Genomic DNA, 19,470 nt, shown 5'->3' with positions numbered 1-19,470 from the left:
GTGATTGGTAATTGGTAATTGGTAATTGGTAATTGGGAAATAAAAATTCTAACTTCTAGAAATCCTGACTCCTGACTCCTGACTCCTGACTCCTGACTAAATTAAGATGGATAAACTGGTAAAGTAAAATGAAACCATGCACCACCATGAGGATTTGCATCTACCCAAATTTGACCATAGTGCGCTCTAATAATACGTTGACATAAAGCCAAACCAATTCCATAACCATCAGTTCCTTCATCTCGTTGGAGACGGAAATGATTTTCAAAGATGCGATCGCGGTTTTCTGGGGGAATACCAGGACCTGTATCACCAATACTAAACTGTACTTTTTGGGTTGTGCGGTGGAGTCCTGCTAAACTAATCATGCCTCCTTCGGGTGTATATTTAATAGCATTATCCAATAAATTTACTAAAACTTGACGGATGCGCTCTGGATCTGCGTATACATAAGGTAAATCTTTGGGGATATCTGTTTCTATTTTTTGAGATTTGCTAATATAGCGATCGCGTAATTCTGCCAATATTTCATAACTTATTTTTCCTAATTCCAGCTTTTGTGGTATAATCGGAAACTCCCTATCATTTCCACGCCCGACTTGTAACAAATCAGCAATCATCCGATCAATGATTCTTGTTTGATTACGGGCTTGTTTTAATAAATTTTCCGCCATTGCTGGTTTTAAACGGTGAAACGCTCCATTTTCAGGATTGTAGTTATTTTGCAGCGTTTCTATAGCTATAGCAGCAGCAGTTAAAGGATTACGGAGGTCATGGGCTAACATTGCCATTACCCGGTCTTTAAATTGTAACTGTTCTTGCAGTTTCTCTTTTTCCTGCTTCAAGTTAAAAATTTCATCTGAAAGCTTGATCAACTCCGCAGAAACAGCAACAGAATGTATGGTAGATGTGGGTAATGTTGCCCGCACATTCTCATCTTTGAGTTCTTGTAAGTCTTCCTGTAACTTTAAGAAAGCGTCTACAGCAACTTGCCAGCGAGGCCACCAGTTTTTTAATTGGGCTATAATATTACTTCCCGCCAGAGTCTGTTGAGGTTCTGGATGGATTTTGATTAACGCCGGCGTTGCTACTAATTTAAAATGTTCCGCTAGATACGGTTGTTGCCCGACATCAATAATTTGTAGTTCAAAACTATACTCGGTTTCTAATTCTCTTAAATAAGAGCGTATTCGCTGTACCTGTTGTCGGGACTGTGGCCGTCCATCGACAAAAAGCAACAGTTGGAGTGGAGCCTCAGAATAGATAGGCTGATCCTGGGAAACTTGCATGTAATCTTGTTTCAGCACTGGTAACAACCTGGCGACGCTTTACAGAAAGTAAAATAAACTGACGGTTGTCGATGGTCGTTGTTTTCTTCCAATTTAATATCTATTTTAGATTTTTCATACACCCATCAGATTGGCATTTTTGACATGAGAAAAATCTTTGTGGGACTTTCACTGTCTTTGACGCTGGGTTTTACTCCCAGTTTTGCCTTAGCTCTGGAATATAAGTCTCAGTTAGACCTGAGTCAGAGTGTTGATTCAGTAGAAGGAGAAAATATATTTTATACCAAAGCTATGCAGCTAGTACAACAGCAGATTTATTTAATTGCTCGACTTGAGCAAGCACTGAGCAGTTCAGACCCCAACAGAATGAGATCCGTGAGGGGGCAATTAACTGTTTATACCCTTGATTCCCAAGAAAAACAAATCTACGCTCAGTTTTTGCAACTGCCTAACACGGGTATTTTTCGAGTTTTACCTGATTCAGCCTATCGTCGTCGGCCGAATACCCTCCAGAATAGATTACAACCAAGTGTTATTGAGCGTTATCCTTTTCCCTCTGTGGGTGAGGGTAAGGGAGATTTTACCCCTAGTGTAGCATTGAAAATGATTGACGATAACTTCCAGTTATTCCCTCAAGGCATAGATTATGGTTTTATCGTTAATATAGGTGATGTACCTTTAGAAAAATTGGATGGTAGACTACAAACTCTTGATCCATCAACGCGGGACTTTTTTCTCAACTACCAACCACCGAGAGAGTTAAAAGCCTTATAAGTAGATAGAAGGCGGTTTATTACAGGTAAAAATCAAAATTGGCAACAGTCGCAAATTTATTTGAGTGGTGCTAAAGCGGAAGTAAATAAAACTTATTTAGTGCGATCGCTGCAATTTCAACTCCCAGAAATCATCTCAGAACGTCAACCCGTACGCCGCGAAAATAGCCGTATCAGGCAACAATTAACAGAAGTGCCTAGTAGTGATACTATCATAGCCTTTCGTGCCGTGCGTCGCCGTCCTGATGGCAGCTATAGTATTCTTTGGCGAGTTCTCAACCAGTTACCCGCACCAAAAATAGATGATTTAGAGAAATATGTGATTGGCGATCGGTGACTGATGACTGGTGAATGGTGATTGGGTTCTTAATCTCCATTCTTCCCTGTTCCCTGTTCCCTGTTCCCTGTTCCCTGTTCCCTAAAATGTTAGTGTAGAAACTGATAATAAATATATATTTGTGATTTCCTGTGGTGCTTTTTAAACGTCCTGCTATCTTTTTCAGTATGGCTGTTTTACTTTCTACCTTAACAGCCTGTGCTAACGGTCCTAGTGCTAAAAATTTAGAACAGTCTCTAGCAGCAGATCCCAGACTGCAAACAAATACTGCGGTTTTTGGTGAAAACAAGAATCCAGAAATATCAACAGCGCCTAAAATTGAATTACCTGCTGATTTTCCTCAAGAAATTCCTATTTATCCCAATGCTAAATTAGCAGAAATTCAACCTGCAAATAATAATTCAGATAATTCAGATAATTCAAAAACTTTAGAAAATCAACCTGGAAATAAACCTGAAAATACAATTGTCACTCGTTGGCAAAGTGCAGATCCTAGTAATATGATTGCCAGCTTTTACAGCAGTGAGTTTAAAAATCAGAATTGGCAAATTTTACAACAACCACAAGATGATACAGAAGGAACTTTTGAAGTTAAGCGTAATGATTTATTATTGAAAGTAGCAATTAAACCCAAAAGTGTCACAAATCCAGCACCAAATCAAGCACAAACAGCTACAGAATTAACAATTGAATATACATCTAATAAGAGTAATAGTTTAGCTGCAAATTCTGGGACCAATTCTCAACCAGGAGATTCACAATTTATTGGACCAGTTTCACCAGGGGTTGATGCTACTAAACAACCAACAAATACAGAAAATACAGAAGTTGAAAATTCACAACCTCAAGAATTTACTGATTTAAATAAAGTACCACCTGAATGGAGAAAACAAATTGAAGATTTAGGTAAATTGGGTGTTTTGTCAATTGCTGCAAATCCAAGTAATAGCAATTTAAACACTACAAATAATCAACAATTTGAACCTGATAAAATCATCACTCGCAGAGAATTTGCACGCTGGTTAGTAACTGCAAATAATGTCATTTATGCTAATAATACTGCCAAAAAAATTCGTTTAGCATCCACAAATACACAACCAGCTTTTAGAGATGTTTTACCTAAAGATCCTGATTTTCCAGCTATTCAAGGATTAGCAGAAGCGGGATTAATACCTAGTAGTTTATCAGGAGATGCAACCGCAGTTTTATTTCTTCCTGATGCACCTTTAACTAGGGAAAATTTATTATTGTGGAAAGTTCCTTTAGATACTCGTCAAGCTTTACCGAATGCTAATTTGGAAGCTGTTAAACAAACTTGGGGTTTTCAAGATACAGAAAAAATTGATCCTAAAGCATTAAGAGCAATTTTAGCTGACTTTCAAAATGCAGAACAATCAAATATTAGGAGAGTTTTTGGATATACTACTCTTTTTCAACCGAAAAAAGCTGTAACTCGTGGAGAAGCTGCTGCGGCCATATCTTATTTTGGTTTGCAAAGTGAAGGGATGTCAACTACTGAAGCCTTGAAGTTGAAAGGGGAGTAAGTTGTGAGAGTGATGATTTTGAGGGTTTTCAGGATGTAGTTTAATTAAATTAATATTTTTATTTGTCAGAATCAGGATGTCCAGGATTTAAGGATTTTCAGGATGTTATTTGAATACTATGATTTTTTGACTAGATGATATTAATTAGATCATCTTTTAATCAATTGTATTTTATTTATTTTCAGTCGAATAAGCATAATATAAAATTATTGTTCAAATTATTGTTCAAAAAGGTTTCTTTTTTTCAGACAAATAATTGAACTCCAAAAATCATCATCAATCAAAGAAAATCAAACATCCTGAAAATCCTCAAATCCTGGATATCCTGATTCTGACAAATAAATAAATAATTAAACCCCAAAAATCATCAAAGAGAGAAAATAAAACATCCTGAAAATCCTTAAATCCTGGATATCCTGATTCTGACAAATAAATAAATAATTAAACCCCAAAAATCATCAAAGAGAGAAAATAAAACATCCTGAAAATCCTTAAATCCTGGATATCCTGATTCTGACAAAATAATTAAACCCCAAAAATCATCAAAGAGAAAAAATTAAACATCCTGTAAATCCTTAAATCCTGGATATCCTGATTCAGACAAAATAATTAAACCCCAAAAATCATCAAAGAGAGAAAATAAAACATCCTGAAAATCCTTAAATCCTGGATATCCTGATTCAGACAAATAATTCAATCCTGAAAATTCTAATTCAAACAAACAATTAAACTTCCATAAACTGCGGAGATTTGATTTCTGTATCCTTTCCAAAATGCTTATCTACCAAAATAGCAACTTGTGAAGGTTGAACTTTAGTATACCGGGTTTTATCTGGCATGACTAAATTAGGTCCACCCTTACAATTTTTCATGCAACCAGTACCTTTAATATTAACTGTATCCTGTAAACCGCGATCGCTCAACTCAGACTCCAACACCTGACACAACGCTTTACCACCACGTTTCATACAATCCGATTTTTGACACATTAATATAGTTTGTTTTTTCTCTGGTTTGGGTTTACTCGCTTGCGGTGCTGAAGAAACCCTGTCTAAATTTATATTAGTCGCAATTATTTCTATTTCAGAACGCCCAGCCATTACCCGTTCAGCTTTTAGCATGACTTCCTCTTTTTTAGCGTCATACTTTTTAGTACCTACCACCTGTAACCAAGTACCACGAGGTAAACGCAAATCAAAAGCTACCCGTAAATGCTTGGCTAATTTTACATAACATTCACCCTCAGAAGTCGCTAATAATAAACCTTTTAACTTATAACCATCTTTAATCACAAAATCTAAAAATCTACCTTCTAGGCAAAATTCTGATACGTTGATACCAGTAAAGATACTCATTTTTCGTTCACCCAAGATTAACTAATTACAAAGGAAATAAAGGAAAACAGGTAACTATGCAAAATCACAATGCTTGATAACGTAACCGCAAACAATCTTTTAAATGACAAATTAAATCTTGACGAGAAGCTTTAACTTGTCTCACCACACTCCAAACTTGGATAGCTATTTGCGGGTTAGTAATTTCTACCTGCAATGGTTGGTTACTCTGATAATGACAAGGAATATCTAATTCATTTAAGCGTTGATAAACTTGCCACCTATCCGCCCGACTCACATCAATAACGTGCTTTATTCCTAATTGTGAATTATGTGAATTAGAGAATTTCAAGTGAATTACCCTCAAAGTGCAAGAAAATAGCAGCAAGCATGACAATTTAACACCCTGTAAATGGGAGTTTGGTTGACTTGAGCCTCATCAACCAGAATAGCGTAAGTGCAAATTATTGTCATTAAATTTGCAAAAAATTTTCAGGAAATTTCCATCACTACAAATTCAGGACAATATACACAATATGTGAATAAAGTCAAGGATATTAGCAAACAAAAAGAGATGAAATTAATAGTTCATACCAGACATAGAAGGAAAACGAATAATTTGAGTCAGAAAAAATCAGAAATTCTGTCACATTTAACAGACTGGCATGGAAATTTTTTAATGTTAAGATAGAACAAAAAAGAGCAGTTGAAAAAAACCAACTGCTACAAAGCGAGGAGAACCATGTCTGATACTCAAACTTTGATTCAAAATTTTGGTCAAGTATATGACAACCCTGTATTACTAGATCGCAGTGTTACCGAACCAGTAATTGAAGGATTCAATATTGCATTAGCTAGTTTTCAAGCACTTTACCTACAGTATCAGAAACATCATTTTGTAGTGGAAGGTGCGGAATTTTATTCACTGCATGAATTTTTTAACGACAGCTACAAAGAAGTACAAGATCACATCCATGAAATTGGTGAACGTTTAAATGGTTTGGGTGGTGTTCCCGTAGCTTCTTTTAGCAAATTAGCTGAAATGTGCTGCTTTGAACCAGAAACAGATGGTACATTTTCTTCCCGGAAGATGATAGAAAATGACCTCGTGGCAGAACAAGCTATGATTAGCTTAATTCGTCGTTTAGCCTCTCAGGCTGAGAGTTTGGGAGATCGGGGTACAAGATATCTCTACGAACAAATTCTGCTAAAGACAGAAGAAAGAGCTTATCATTTAGCACATTTCTTAGCTAATGATAGTTTAACATTAGGTTTTGTTCAACGAGCCACAAACTAAATTTAACCTCATCTTAAATTTCTGCATTTATATAGATGCAAAATTTAGTAGAGTAGATTAAGAATAGAAGATTAAAAAATGACAGATGGGTAAAAACGGACTTGAGTTACCTATCTGTCATTTTTTTTATTTATCAGTGCAATTATTATTAATTATATAAAATGCGAATATTTATCATTTACACATTAAAATCAATTACCATGATAGCAAAAAATCAATATAGTGAATATATCTAAATCAAGATATGATTAAAAATCATATTTCACAGTTATTGAAAATTTATCAACTTAAAAGCTAGAAATTATCAAAAACAATCGCAAAAATAGGATCATCATAAAATCAACATTCACCCCAAAAGCATATATTCAGGAAAAAATCTCAAAATAGCTGCAAATTATTCAGAACCCAGAAAGCAAGTCATCCTCTTACATCTGCGTTTATCTGCGTGCATCTGCGTTAAATTACTCAAGATAACCGAAAAATTAGGCTACACTGTTAAAAAATCTACTTCGTCATCAGAACTAGGAAAACTTAATAATAAATATAAGGACTAGGGGTAAAGACCCTTAAAATAGTCAAGATTTGTATTTTCGTGATCTAAAGTAACAACTATGCCTCGTCGTCAAGATATCCGCAAAATTCTTTTGTTAGGTTCTGGTCCTATTGTCATTGGCCAAGCTTGTGAGTTTGACTATTCTGGTACTCAAGCTTGTAAAGCTTTACGGGAAGAAGGTTTTGAGGTGGTGCTGATAAATTCTAACCCGGCTACTATTATGACTGATCCAGAAACGGCCGATCGCACTTATATCGAACCTCTGACACCGGAAATGGTAGAAAAGGTTATTGCTAAGGAACGTCCTGATGCTCTTTTACCGACTATGGGCGGACAAACTGCTTTAAATCTTGCTGTTGCTTTAGCAAAAAATGGGGCTTTAGAAAAGTATAACGTCGAATTGATCGGTGCGAAGTTACCAGCGATTGAAAAAGCTGAAGATCGCAAGTTGTTTAACGAAGCGATGGATAAGATCGGGGTGAAGGTTTGCCCCAGTGGTACTGCTTCTAGTTTAGATGAAGCTAAGGCGATCGCAGATCGGATCGGTTCTTATCCTCTCATCATTCGTCCTGCTTTTACAATGGGTGGTACTGGGGGCGGTATCGCTTATAATAAGGAAGAGTTTGAGGTGATGGCACAGGTGGGTATTGATGCTAGTCCTGTTTCTCAAATTCTCATAGATCAGTCTTTACTCGGTTGGAAGGAATATGAATTAGAAGTGATGCGGGATCTTGCGGATAACGTTGTCATTATCTGTTCTATTGAAAATTTCGATCCGATGGGGATTCATACAGGTGATTCTATCACGGTTGCACCTGCTCAAACTCTCACAGATAAAGAATATCAACGTCTGCGGGATATGGCGATCAAAATTATCCGGGAAATAGGGGTGGAAACCGGTGGTTCTAATATTCAGTTTGCGGTGAACCCGGTCAATGGAGATGTGGTAGTAATTGAAATGAACCCCCGTGTTTCCCGGAGTTCTGCGTTAGCTTCTAAAGCAACCGGTTTTCCTATTGCAAAGATGGCCGCAAAGTTAGCTGTGGGTTACACTTTGGATGAAATTAGTAATGATATTACTAAGAAAACCCCCGCTTCTTTTGAACCGACTATTGACTATGTAGTGACGAAAATTCCCCGGTTTGCGTTTGAAAAGTTCCCTGGTTCTGATCCGGTGTTAACTACGCAAATGAAGTCTGTGGGGGAAGCAATGGCCATAGGAAGAACTTTTAATGAGTCTTTCCAAAAAGCTATGCGGTCCTTGGAAACTGGCCGCGCTGGATGGGGTGCTGATAAACCGGAGAAGTTACCCAGTGGGGAACAAATTCGCGCTCAGTTACGTACTCCTAACCCAGAGAGAGTTTTTGCTTTGCGTCATGCGATGCAGTTAGGTATGAGTAATGAGGAAATTTACGAACTAACAGCGATAGATCCCTGGTTTTTGGATAAATTACAGCAAATTCTGGAATTTGAGAAGTTCTTAAAACGCACTCCTTTACAGCAGTTGACAAAAGAGCAAATGTATGATGTCAAGCGTAATGGTTTTAGCGATCGCCAAATTGCTTTCTGTACCAAAACCAAGGAAGATGAAGTTAGAGCATATCGTAAACAGTTAGGTGTTATCCCCGTTTACAAAACTGTGGATACCTGCGCTGCGGAGTTTGAAGCGTTCACACCTTATTATTATTCTACCTACGAGGAAGAAACGGAAGTTTTACCCACCGATAAACCCAAGGTAATGATTTTGGGAGGTGGTCCAAACCGTATTGGTCAGGGGATAGAATTTGATTATTGTTGCTGTCATGCGGCATACTCTTTGAAAGCTGCGGGTTATGAAACCATGATGGTGAACTCTAACCCGGAGACTGTTTCTACTGATTACGATACTAGCGATCGCCTATATTTTGAACCTCTTACCAAAGAAGACGTACTCAACATCATCGAAGCGGAAAACCCTGTAGGTATTATTGTCCAGTTCGGTGGACAAACTCCCCTAAAATTAGCAGTTCCATTGCAAAACTATCTTCAAAGTATAGCCAGCAATGAGGAAATCCAAAATCCAAAATCCAAAATCCAAAATCCAGAAATTTGGGGTACTTCTCCTGATTCTATCGACATGGCAGAAAATCGGGAACGGTTTGAAAAGATTCTTCAAGAGTTGAATATTGCCCAACCGCCTAATGGTATCGCTAGAAGTTATGAAGATGCGTTAATTGTCGCTAAACGGATCGGCTATCCCGTTGTGGTTCGCCCTAGTTACGTTTTGGGTGGACGAGCGATGGAAATAGTCTACTCTGATGCAGAGTTAGAAAGATATATGACTTTTGCAGTGCAGGTAGAACCAGATCATCCAATTTTAATTGATAAGTTCCTAGAAAATGCCATTGAAGTGGATGTAGATGCGATCGCCGATCATACGGGTAGAGTGGTTATTGGTGGCATTATGGAACACATTGAACAAGCGGGTATTCACTCAGGAGATTCGGCTTGTTCTCTCCCTTCAATTTCCCTCTCTCCCGCAGTCCTTAACCAAATTAGAACTTGGACAGTCCAACTAGCAAAAGCTTTATCTGTAGTGGGTTTGATGAATATTCAATTTGCCGTTGTTGGTGCAAATAGCTATTCTCCCCAAGTCTACATTTTAGAAGCTAACCCCCGTGCATCTCGCACTGTTCCCTTTGTGTCTAAAGCAACAGGCGTACCTTTGGCTAAGTTGGCATCTTTAATTATGTCTGGTAAGACTTTAGAGGAATTAAACTTTACTCAAGAAGTCATTCCCGATCATATAGCTGTTAAGGAAGCGGTTTTACCCTTTAATAAATTCCCTGGTACTGATACCATCTTAGGTCCTGAAATGCGTTCCACTGGGGAAGTTATGGGTATTGATGCTGACTTTGGGCGAGCATTTGCTAAAGCGGAAATGGGTGCAGGAGAGAAATTACCCCTCCAAGGTACTGTATTTGTGTCTATGAGCGATCGGGATAAAGCTTTAGTAGTGGATGTCGTGAAAGAGTTTATCAACCTGGGTTTTCATATTATCGCTACCCAAGGTACACGCCAATATTTGAAGGAGCAAGGTTTAAAAGTTGAGCAAGTGCTGAAACTTCATGAAGGTCGTCCTAATGTGATTGATGTGATCAAAAATCAACAAATTCAGTTAATTATTAACACACCTTCAGGGGAAGAAGCCCGTACCGATGGACAACTTATCCGCCGTACAGCTTTAGCCTACAAAATTCCCATTATTACCACAATAGCAGGTGCGCGGGCAACAGTAGCCGCTATCCGTTCCCTGCAAAACACCACCCTTGATGTGAAAGTCATTCAAGAATATTGTCCCATAGGGTAATGGGTAATGGGTAATTGGTAATTGGTAATTGGTAACTGGTAATTGGTAATTAGATTATTAATCTTCCCAGTCACCAGTCACCAGTCACCCGAAACATTAAGCAATTATTATAGGCAAATCATTATAGTTAATATTGAGATATTTTAACAAATATGAGGAAACTATCTGCTTCTCATTTTTCGTCCTGACTCCTGACTCCTGCTTCAAGAGGGCAACCACAGGGGGTTGCCCCTACGACTGAACTCCTGCCTCATGCCTCAAGAGGGCAACCACAGGGGGTTGCCCCTACGGCTGAACTCCTATTCCTATAATATTTCAGTACAATTACGACATAGCCTCACCTAATGTAACCAGGAATTTTCTAGTTACTCGGTAGTCAAGCTTTTTTCATAAATGTTACAATTGTTAACAATCACATTAAACTAAAAATGTTAGACAGATCATAGTATCTCTAACTACAGGTACTTGTAATTACAAGTAAATCACTGTACCGTCTAGCAGTTAATAAGCCTAAATTGACGACATACCGGAAACAGAGTGGATCGGGTATGTAAATTGCAAACCAGAGCATGGTTTTCTAGTTAACCTGGGTATTATCTTCTCAAGGCATCAGCTAATGACACTACCAACCAACCCAACATCAACCAAGAGTAGCGCCATGAAGACGGCTCAGACACCTACAGACCTCGTACGGACCTACCTAAGAGAGATTGGACGCGTGCCACTTTTAACCCATGAGGAAGAAATTCACTTTGGGAAACAGGTACAAAGATGTACCGCGTTGTATGAGGTGAGAGATAATCTTGCTACTCAGTTAGAGCGTCAACCTACAGTAGAAGAGTGGGCAAATGCGGCTGAGTTAGAAGTAAAAGAATTAAATAGAGCGATCGCTGAAGGTGAAATTGCTAAACGGAAAATGGTAGAAGCTAATTTGCGTTTAGTAGTGTCTGTAGCGAAAAAGTATATTAAACGTAATGTTGATTTACTTGACTTAATCCAAGAAGGTAGTATAGGAATGCAACGGGGTGTAGAAAAATTTGACCCTACAAAAGGGTATAGATTTTCTACTTATGCGTACTGGTGGATACGTCAGGCGATCACCCGCGCCATAGCGGAAAAAGCCCGCACTATTAGGCTACCTATTCATATTACGGAAAAATTAAACAAAATTAAGAAAGCCCAAAGGCAATTATCCCAAAAATTGGGACGTGCGCCTAGTATTTCTGAACTAGCTGAAGAATTACAATTAACACCTAAACAGGTGCGGGAGTGTCTAGAAAAAGCCCGTTTACCCTTGTCTCTTGATTTACGTTTAGGTGATAATTATGATACCGAACTAGGGGAAATGTTAGAAGATACAGGTGCATCACCTGAAGATTTTGTGATGCAATCTTCTCTATCTTACGACATAGAACGGATAATGTCAGAACTAACACCCCAACAAAAAGAAGTCATTAGACTACGGTTTGGGTTATCAGATGGACAATCTATGACATTAGCCCGAATTGGTGAAATACTTAATATTAGTCGGGAACGAGTGCGACAAATTGAACGAGAAGCCTTAACAAAACTTCGTAAATCTAAACATAGCATGAATGAGTATCTTGCTAGTTAGTCAGGAGTCAGGAGTCAGGAGTCAGGAGTTATTGATTTTGGATTTTGGATTTTGGATTGTTTTTGTCAACTTCAATCTAAAATCTAAAATCTAAAATCTAAAATTTTCTTCCCTATTCCCTATTCCCTTCTTTTGCCTTTTGCCTCTTGCCTTCTTACTGTCACCTGTCACCTGTCAACTGTCACCTAGACTCATTCGCAATAATACGCTGCTTTTGGTACGGTTAAACCGACTCCCCCGACTGAAATAACCTGTTACATTGAATGAAATAGACACAAAGTTAAATTTTCGTCGTCATTAAATAGAAAACAGGTTATTTATCATTGTAGTCACAATTACCATAGATAGTAGTTGTAGCAAAGGAGATCAAAAGTGAGTAACCAACCTAATCGAGTATCAGAATTTTTCAACGGTGAAACAGAAAATAGCAACTTATTGTGGCAGTATGTCAAATCTTTAAGTCCAGAAACCGTAACACAGTTATCTAAACCTACTTCTGCGGAAGTATTTCAAGTGATGGAACGAAATATTGTGGGACTGTTGGGAAATCTGCCTTCTGAACATTTTGGTGTTACCATTACAACTAGCAGAGAAAATTTAGGTAGATTATTAGCTTCTGCAATGATTAGTGGTTATTTTATTCGTAATGCAGAACAAAGAATGAACTTTGATATGGCTATACAAGGAACAGAAGTAAGCAATAGTGATGTTGCTGAGTAATTTAACCAATTAACACCAGTTAAATAAATTTTCTGATCAATCCAAAATGAAGATACGAGAATTTTAATAATTGGTGTTTTTTTATCAAGTAAATGTTAAAATTAGGTAGTTTTCAGATCCCTGACTTCTTTAAGAAGTTGGGGATCTATAATATAATGATTAAATTTTACTACAATTATGATCACAGAAATATCAAATATTCCCCATAAAATTATCGGTGTTGCTGTTATTTGGAACGACGAAAAACAGATATTAATTGATCGTCGTCTTCCCACAGGAACAATGGCTAATTTATGGGAATTTCCTGGAGGTAAAATTGAACCAGGAGAAACCATAGAAGAATGTATAGAACGGGAAATTTTAGAAGAGTTAGGAATTAAAATTGCAGTAAGAGAACATTTGATTACAATTGATCACACTTATCCTCATTTACGAGTAACTTTGACAGTGCATCATTGTTATTATTTAGAAGGTATTCCCCAAGCTATTGAATGTGCCGAAGTGCGTTGGGTGAGTTTGGATGATTTAGATAATTTTGATTTTCCTGAAGCGAATGGAGAAATTATTGCTGCTTTGAGAAAATATCAAAACAATAATTAATGTTTAATAAACAGAATTTGATGTAGAATATTATGCAATAATCTATGATAGTAATAAAGTAAAAATTTTTATCATACAAGAGATTATTCAGCAAATTCAGCATTTTTTTCAATCATCAAAAGTAACAATCCATTAAAACTATTTATTTATCATCCCCCAATTACCTAAAATAAAAACAGAAAAAGACTTTTATAAAAGGTGTAAGTAAAAAAAATGCTTAAAACCGTCGCAGAAGTGATGACCCATAATCCAATTATGGTTAATCCTCAAACTCCTTTAAAAGAAGCTATCCAAATCTTAGCAGAAAAACGTATTAGCGGTTTACCTGTGATTAATGATGCAGGTAAATTAGTGGGCATCATATCCGAAACAGACCTGATGTGGCAAGAAACCGGTGTCACTCCACCTGCATACATCATGTTTTTGGATAGTGTAATTTATTTACAAAATCCTGCTACTTATGATCGGGATTTACATAAAGCTTTAGGACAAACTGTAGGGGAAGTGATGAGTAAAAACCCTCTCACTATTACCCCTGATAAGTCCCTGAAAGAAGCTGCAAAAATGATCCAAGAACATAAAGTACATCGTTTACCTGTGCTGGATAGTATGGGTAAAGTTATTGGTATTCTGACTCGTGGTGATATTATCCGCGCTATGGCCGCTGAGTAGGTGACTGGGGACTGGGGACTGGGGACTGGGAAAGATTAAGAACCCAATGCCCAATGACTAATAAAATAGGATCATTAAAAATAGGATCATTAAATGAGTATATCTGTTGAATCTGTAAAAGAATTACTGAGTTCTGATAACTTGGGCGATCGCCTACGTGCAGTCAATCAAATTCGAGAACTCGAACCTAAAACCGGTTTAGAATTAGTACAAGTTGCTATCCGTGATAAAAATTCCCGTGTTCGTTATTCTGCCGTTAGTCAAATGGACACCTTGGGAGGACAGGATTTAGACTTATCCTTGCAGATATTACGGGAACTACTCACCGATCCTGAAGCAGATGTACAAGCAGCAGCAGCAGACTGTTTAGGGGCGCTGAAATTACAGGCAGCTTTTGAAGATTTACAAGAACTCTATCATCAAACCCCAGAATGGCTCGTACAATTCAGTATTGTTGCTACCTTGGGAGCATTGGGAGATCCACGGGGTTTTGAACTCCTCAAACAAGCACTCGCTTCAGATAATGGTTTAGTGCAAACTGCGGCTATTAGTTCCCTGGGAGAGTTGGGAAACCCAGATGCAGTTCCCCTTTTAGCAACCTATTCTACTAATTCAGATTGGCAGGTGCGTTATAGAGTTGTTCAGGCTTTGGGTAATTTAGGTGGTGCGGAAGCTAAAGCTATTTTAGAGACTTTGGTTAATGATGAAGTAGAAGCGGTTGCAAAGGAAGCGAAAAGAGCAAACTATAGTTAAAATACTACCCACCAAAAACCTGTGTCCATGTAGTCCAAATAAAAACTACCACCGCACCCACAGCAAGAACACCCTGAAGTAAATTCCCTACTACTGTTCCTACAGTAATTCCTATACCTGCTTTCACTGCTTTAGCCAAATCTTTTTGATACAGCAACTCACCAATAATTGCCCCTAAAAGTGGACCAATTAACATTCCCAACAATGGTCCACCGAAGGGTAAAGCTGGCAATAATCCGAAAAATCCCAGAAATAAACCAACAAACGCCCCTATTTGTCCCCATTTACTTGCACCGGCTTGTTTTGCTCCTATGTAACCGGCTAAAAAATCTACTCCCATACTCAGAAGTAGAACAATACCTGTAACAATGAGGGGTATTTTAATAACTGCTACAGAACCATTAACAATTCCCCAGATGATGATAGCGGCTAATATTAAACTACTACCGGGAATTGCAGGAACTACAGAACCAATCACACCCACAAGCATTAAAGCTATTAATAAACAGTAAATAATTTGCATAGTTTTCAAGAAGGTGACAGGTGACAGGTGACAGGTGACAGTAAATAGGCAAAAGGCAAGATGCAAAAGTTTATAATATCCTTATCTTTAGCAATGCTCAACAGCCATGATTCAAACCTTATCTAAAGTTATCACCTTTGAGGAATTTGTCGCTTGGCTACCTGAAAATTCCGGGGTACGTTATGAATTACATCATGGCAATATTATTGAAATGGCACAACCTACAGGAGATCACGAAGAAGTTAAAAGTTTTCTAGGGGTAGAAATTCCCTTTGAAATCAAACGTCTAGGATTACCTTATGGTATTCCTAACCAAGTGATAGTTAGACCAGATGGTAAAGATTCTGGTTATTTCCCAGATTTGTTGGTGCTAAACCGTGAAAATTTAGTTAATGAAAAATTATGGAAAAAAGAATCTATTGTTAGTCAAGGTGCTTCTATACCTTTGGTGATTGAAATTGTATCAACTAACTGGCGTGATGATTACTACTTAAAATATGCTGATTATGAGGAAATGGGGATTTCTGAATATTGGATTATAGATTATGCAGCTTTGGGTGGACGTAATTTTATTGGTAATCCTAAACAACCGACTATCTCTGTTTGTAATTTGGTTGATGGAGAATATCAAATCAGTAAGTTTCAAAATAATGATATAATCATTTCTCAAACTTTTCCTGAATTTAATCTTACCGCAAATCAGATTTTTCAGGCTGGTGTAGTTTAGCATCCAATTCCAGCATCATTCCCAATCAGCAATCACCCATTACCAAGAGTAACAGCTAATTTATCAGCTATTCCCGCAATCCAATTTTCATCTTGTTTTGTATAACTGCGAGGTGCGTTTGCTCCTAAAATTAATACACCTTCTTTACCAATAGGTTGACAAATTACACCTTGGGTATTTTCAGGTAAATAATCAAATTCAATTTTACCGGGATAGACTTTTAAAGCTACTAAATAAACTGGTTTTTGGGTTTCTAATACTCTTTTTAATATTGCACCTGGTGTAACTTCTGATTTAGCACCCAGAATACCGCGACGTAACAAAACCTTACCTTGGTAATAAACTACAAGCGATCGCGTTACTGTATTAGTTAACAGTAACCTTGATGCCCAAGCTAATTCTGTTTTCACGGTTTCTGGTAAATCAGGATCTAACACAAAACCCTCTTCTCCAATCAGTTCTACAGTATCAGGGGTTTTGGGTTGGACTTGTTGCCAAATTAAACCCGTTAAAATTAACACTGCACTTAAAATCACTCCCAACACATCCCCCCGCGCTTGAGAGTCTGTCAGTTCTGGTGTTAACAACCGATTGACAAACAACAAAACAGCACCTAAACCCCCAACTACCAAGGGTAAACGCCGTAAAACTCGATTAGGATCAGATTTGGTCATTGGTAATAGGTAATTGGTAATTGGTAATAGGTAATTGGTAATTGGTAATTGGTGATTGGTAATTGGTAATTGGTAATGGGTAATGGGTAATTGGTAATTGGTAAACTACTGTCACCTGTCACCTCATAACTGTCACCTGTCACCTGTCACCTAATTACTCTTCCCCTGCTTCCAGAATACGTTGAAATAAATAACCAGTACCTCTAGCAGTCAGTATCAGTTCTGGGTTGCTGGGATCATCTTCTAATTTTGCCCGTAACCGGGAAATATGTACATCTACTACACGGGTATCTACATGGCGTTCTGGTGTGTAACCCCAAACTTCTTGTAAAATTTCGGAACGGGAAAAAGCTTCTCCTGAACGACTTACTAATAGTTCTAATAAGCTAAATTCCATACCCGTTAAGCGGATACGCTCATCACCTTTGTAAACTTGGCGTTTATTGGTATCAATTCTGATATTCCCAACATGAATCACTCCCGAACTGGGAATACCAGTTGCTCCGGTTTTGTCTACTCTGCGTAAAACTGAGCGAATACGAGCTTCTAGCTCTTTGGGAGAGAATGGCTTAACTACGTAGTCATCAGCGCCTAATTCTAGTCCGGTGATCCGATCAGCTACATCACCCAAGGCTGTTAACATGATGATAGGAACATCGGATTCTTTACGTAATTCTTGACAAACACCGTAGCCATCTAGCTTTGGCATCATCACATCCAAAACTACCAGGTCTGGTTCTGATTTGTGAAAAGTTTCTAAAGCTTCTTCTCCATCACCTGCTGTTACTACATCGTAGCCAATCATGGAAAGGCGTGTTTCCAAAATCCGCCTAATGCTTGCTTCGTCGTCTACTACCAGGATTTTTTCTTTATTACTTTCCAAGTTTCCCTACACTCCCTAACTAAAATTTTACATTATGAATTTTCATACCATCATATTAAGATATGATCGCATCAGTTAATCAGAAAAAGCTGTAACTACTACTATTATTTAACTTGAGTTTTTTCTAAAACTTAAACAAAAATTAAGATTCTTAAATAAAAATTACTCATGGCAAAGCCCAAAACTATTTTTATATGTAGCAAATGCGGAGCAGAATTTTCCCAATGGTTCGGAAAATGTCCTAATTGCGACACTTACGATTCTTTGGTAGAAGAGAATGCTACGCCTTTCGGGGTGGATATACCTAGTCGGGGTGGAGTAGGTAACTGGCACGTTGCACCAGGTGGAATTAAACCCAGCAGCAGTAAACCCGCTAAACCAAGGGCTTCTCTAACTTTTGACCAAATTAGCGATCGCCAAATTGCTCGATGGGAATCCGGTTATGGCGAGTTAGATCGGGTACTTGGTGGGGGAGTTGTCCCCGGTTCAATGGTCTTAATCGGTGGTGATCCCGGTATTGGTAAATCTACTCTCTTACTCCAAGTTTCTAACGAATTATCCCAAAGATACCGCATTCTCTATGTTACAGGTGAAGAATCAGGACAACAGGTAAAATTACGGGCTTCTCGTTTGGGAATGTCTAAACCGATCAATGTTGTTTCGGAAGAAAGCGAAAATCAAGAAGAAGAAACTAAAACTACTAATAAACTACCGGAAAATACTGAAAATGTTATAGAACATCATAGCATCGGTTCTGATTTGTATGTCTTGCCAGAAACGGATTTAGAGGAAATACTCCGGGAAATTGACTCTCTCAAACCGAATCTGGCCGTGATTGATAGTATACAAACTGTATTCTTCCCAGCTTTGACATCTGCACCTGGTTCAGTAGCGCAGGTGCGGGAATGTACCGCCGCTTTAATGAAGGTGGCAAAACATGAAGATATTACAATGTTAATTGTTGGTCATGTCACGAAAGAAGGAACTATAGCTGGACCGAGGGTTTTAGAACATTTAGTAGATACGGTTTTGTATTTTGAAGGCGATCGCTTTGCTTCCCACAGATTATTAAGAACTGTTAAAAATCGTTTCGGAGCTACCCATGAAATTGGTATATTTGAAATGGTTTCTAATGGATTAAGAGAAGTACCCAATCCTTCAGAATTATTTCTAGGAAACCGTGACGACCCCGCACCGGGTACAGCTATTGTAGTGGCTTGTGAAGGAACAAGACCGATAGTTGTAGAATTGCAAGCTTTGGTAAGTCCTACCAGTTACCCTTCACCCCGTCGAGCAGGTACAGGGATAGATTATAACCGCTTAGTGCAAATTTTAGCAGTATTAGAAAAACGGGTAGGGATACCCATGTCAAAATTAGACTCCTATGTTGCATCTGCGGGGGGTTTGAATGTAGAAGAACCTGCGGTAGACTTGGGAATTGCGATCGCCATTGTCGCCAGTTTTCGAGATAGGATAGTAGATCCCGAAACCGTGTTAATAGGGGAAGTGGGTTTAGGGGGACAAGTGCGATCGGTGTCCCAAATGGAACTAAGATTAAAAGAAGCAGCAAAATTAGGGTTTAAACGAGCGATAATACCCAAAGGTCAGAAGTTTCCTGATTTAAACATAGAAATTTTACAAGTTTCTAAAGTCATAGATGCGATTATTGCCGCTATTCCTCATCAATCTTTGGAAGATATTGATTTAGAAACAGATGAAGATGAGGATGAATAAAAAAACATAATCACTCCCCATCTGCGTTTATCCGCGTTCATCTGCGTTTAATTTCTGATATTTGATGAAAAAGATCCCCGACTTCTTCAACAA

Annotated in this window: 19 protein-coding genes; 12 read left to right on the top strand and 7 right to left on the bottom strand. The window is 38.1% G+C overall.

The features are described 5' to 3' along the window. Window positions 1-101: 101 nt before the first annotated feature. The gene (locus K2F26_RS08060) at window positions 102-1,307 is read right to left on the bottom strand and encodes a histidine kinase (protein ID WP_220611042.1); all 1,206 of its coding nucleotides are present in this window, start codon (window positions 1,305-1,307) and stop codon (window positions 102-104) included. A gap of 141 nt (window positions 1,308-1,448) precedes the next feature. On the opposite strand from K2F26_RS08060, the gene K2F26_RS24670 reads away from it, so the two are divergent. From K2F26_RS24670 to K2F26_RS08050, 3 genes are all read left to right on the top strand, one after another. Next, window positions 1,449-2,063: a hypothetical protein gene (locus K2F26_RS24670; RefSeq protein WP_246605553.1), complete on the top strand. Its 615-nt coding sequence runs from the start codon at window positions 1,449-1,451 to the stop codon at window positions 2,061-2,063. Window positions 2,064-2,255: 192 nt separating this feature from the next. Continuing rightward, on the top strand, window positions 2,256-2,399 hold the full coding sequence (locus tag K2F26_RS24665) for a hypothetical protein (protein WP_246605552.1): 144 nt from the start codon (window positions 2,256-2,258) through the stop codon (window positions 2,397-2,399). Window positions 2,400-2,530: 131 nt separating this feature from the next. Then, window positions 2,531-3,943, top strand: coding sequence for an S-layer homology domain-containing protein (locus tag K2F26_RS08050; RefSeq protein ID WP_220611041.1), 1,413 nt, complete (start codon window positions 2,531-2,533; stop codon window positions 3,941-3,943). A gap of 725 nt (window positions 3,944-4,668) precedes the next feature. Here the strand turns inward: K2F26_RS08050 and K2F26_RS08045 are convergent. Both K2F26_RS08045 and K2F26_RS08040 read right to left on the bottom strand, forming a co-directional pair. Beyond that, entirely contained in the window at window positions 4,669-5,298 is a 630-nt protein-coding gene (locus tag K2F26_RS08045) for a (2Fe-2S) ferredoxin domain-containing protein (RefSeq protein WP_220611040.1), read from the bottom strand. A gap of 64 nt (window positions 5,299-5,362) precedes the next feature. Beyond that, on the bottom strand, window positions 5,363-5,629 hold the full coding sequence (locus K2F26_RS08040) for an Asr1405/Asl0597 family protein (protein ID WP_220611039.1): 267 nt from the start codon (window positions 5,627-5,629) through the stop codon (window positions 5,363-5,365). Window positions 5,630-6,019: 390 nt separating this feature from the next. Between K2F26_RS08040 and dpsA the strand changes: the two genes are divergently transcribed. The 7 genes from dpsA (at window position 6,020) to nblB (ending at window position 14,836) form a co-directional block, all read left to right on the top strand. After that, the gene (gene dpsA, locus K2F26_RS08035; RefSeq protein ID WP_220611038.1) at window positions 6,020-6,574 is read left to right on the top strand and encodes a DNA starvation/stress protection protein DpsA; all 555 of its coding nucleotides are present in this window, start codon (window positions 6,020-6,022) and stop codon (window positions 6,572-6,574) included. A 611-nt stretch (window positions 6,575-7,185) separates the two neighbouring features. Further along, complete coding sequence (gene carB, locus K2F26_RS08030) at window positions 7,186-10,476, top strand: carbamoyl-phosphate synthase large subunit (RefSeq protein ID WP_220611037.1); 3,291 nt, start codon at window positions 7,186-7,188, stop codon at window positions 10,474-10,476. 658 nt (window positions 10,477-11,134) lie between these two features. Then, complete coding sequence (locus tag K2F26_RS08025; RefSeq protein WP_220611822.1) at window positions 11,135-12,091, top strand: RNA polymerase sigma factor, RpoD/SigA family; 957 nt, start codon at window positions 11,135-11,137, stop codon at window positions 12,089-12,091. 372 nt (window positions 12,092-12,463) lie between these two features. Continuing rightward, a complete protein-coding gene (locus K2F26_RS08020; protein WP_194051480.1) occupies window positions 12,464-12,811 on the top strand; it encodes a DUF760 domain-containing protein in 348 nt (115 codons plus the stop codon). Window positions 12,812-12,988: 177 nt separating this feature from the next. Continuing rightward, entirely contained in the window at window positions 12,989-13,411 is a 423-nt protein-coding gene (gene mutT / locus K2F26_RS08015) for an 8-oxo-dGTP diphosphatase MutT (protein ID WP_228019499.1), read from the top strand. A gap of 213 nt (window positions 13,412-13,624) precedes the next feature. Continuing rightward, window positions 13,625-14,083, top strand: a complete 459-nt coding sequence (locus K2F26_RS08010) for a CBS domain-containing protein (protein WP_220611036.1) — start codon at window positions 13,625-13,627, stop codon at window positions 14,081-14,083. 93 nt (window positions 14,084-14,176) lie between these two features. Further along, window positions 14,177-14,836 carry a phycobilisome degradation protein NblB gene (gene nblB, locus K2F26_RS08005; protein ID WP_220611035.1) on the top strand — a complete coding sequence of 220 codons (660 nt, stop codon included), beginning with the start codon at window positions 14,177-14,179 and terminating at the stop codon, window positions 14,834-14,836. A gap of 4 nt (window positions 14,837-14,840) precedes the next feature. Here nblB and K2F26_RS08000 read toward each other — a convergent pair whose 3' ends face one another. Next, entirely contained in the window at window positions 14,841-15,359 is a 519-nt protein-coding gene (locus K2F26_RS08000; RefSeq protein ID WP_220611034.1) for a DUF456 domain-containing protein, read from the bottom strand. A 106-nt stretch (window positions 15,360-15,465) separates the two neighbouring features. On the opposite strand from K2F26_RS08000, the gene K2F26_RS07995 reads away from it, so the two are divergent. Continuing rightward, window positions 15,466-16,086, top strand: coding sequence for a Uma2 family endonuclease (locus K2F26_RS07995; protein WP_220611033.1), 621 nt, complete (start codon window positions 15,466-15,468; stop codon window positions 16,084-16,086). A 32-nt stretch (window positions 16,087-16,118) separates the two neighbouring features. Here K2F26_RS07995 and K2F26_RS07990 read toward each other — a convergent pair whose 3' ends face one another. The 3 genes from K2F26_RS07990 to rpaB are packed head-to-tail and all read right to left on the bottom strand — an operon-like array spanning window position 16,119 to window position 17,643. Continuing rightward, entirely contained in the window at window positions 16,119-16,760 is a 642-nt protein-coding gene (locus K2F26_RS07990) for a cofactor assembly of complex C subunit B (RefSeq protein WP_220611032.1), read from the bottom strand. Next, window positions 16,757-16,903, bottom strand: coding sequence for an alpha/beta hydrolase (locus K2F26_RS07985; RefSeq protein WP_246605551.1), 147 nt, complete (start codon window positions 16,901-16,903; stop codon window positions 16,757-16,759). Before K2F26_RS07985 ends, K2F26_RS07990 begins: the two co-directional genes overlap by 4 nt. Window positions 16,904-16,914: 11 nt before the next feature. Beyond that, window positions 16,915-17,643, bottom strand: coding sequence for a response regulator transcription factor RpaB (rpaB, locus tag K2F26_RS07980; protein WP_220611031.1), 729 nt, complete (start codon window positions 17,641-17,643; stop codon window positions 16,915-16,917). A gap of 168 nt (window positions 17,644-17,811) precedes the next feature. Here rpaB and radA point away from each other — a divergent pair, with 168 nt between their 5' ends. Further along, window positions 17,812-19,377: a DNA repair protein RadA gene (radA, locus tag K2F26_RS07975; RefSeq protein WP_220611030.1), complete on the top strand. Its 1,566-nt coding sequence runs from the start codon at window positions 17,812-17,814 to the stop codon at window positions 19,375-19,377. Window positions 19,378-19,470 lie beyond the last annotated feature (93 nt).

This window comes from Sphaerospermopsis torques-reginae ITEP-024 (assembly GCF_019598945.1).
GTDB lineage: Bacteria > Cyanobacteriota > Cyanobacteriia > Cyanobacteriales > Nostocaceae > Sphaerospermopsis.
This window is presented reverse-complemented; position numbering and strand designations above follow the sequence as displayed.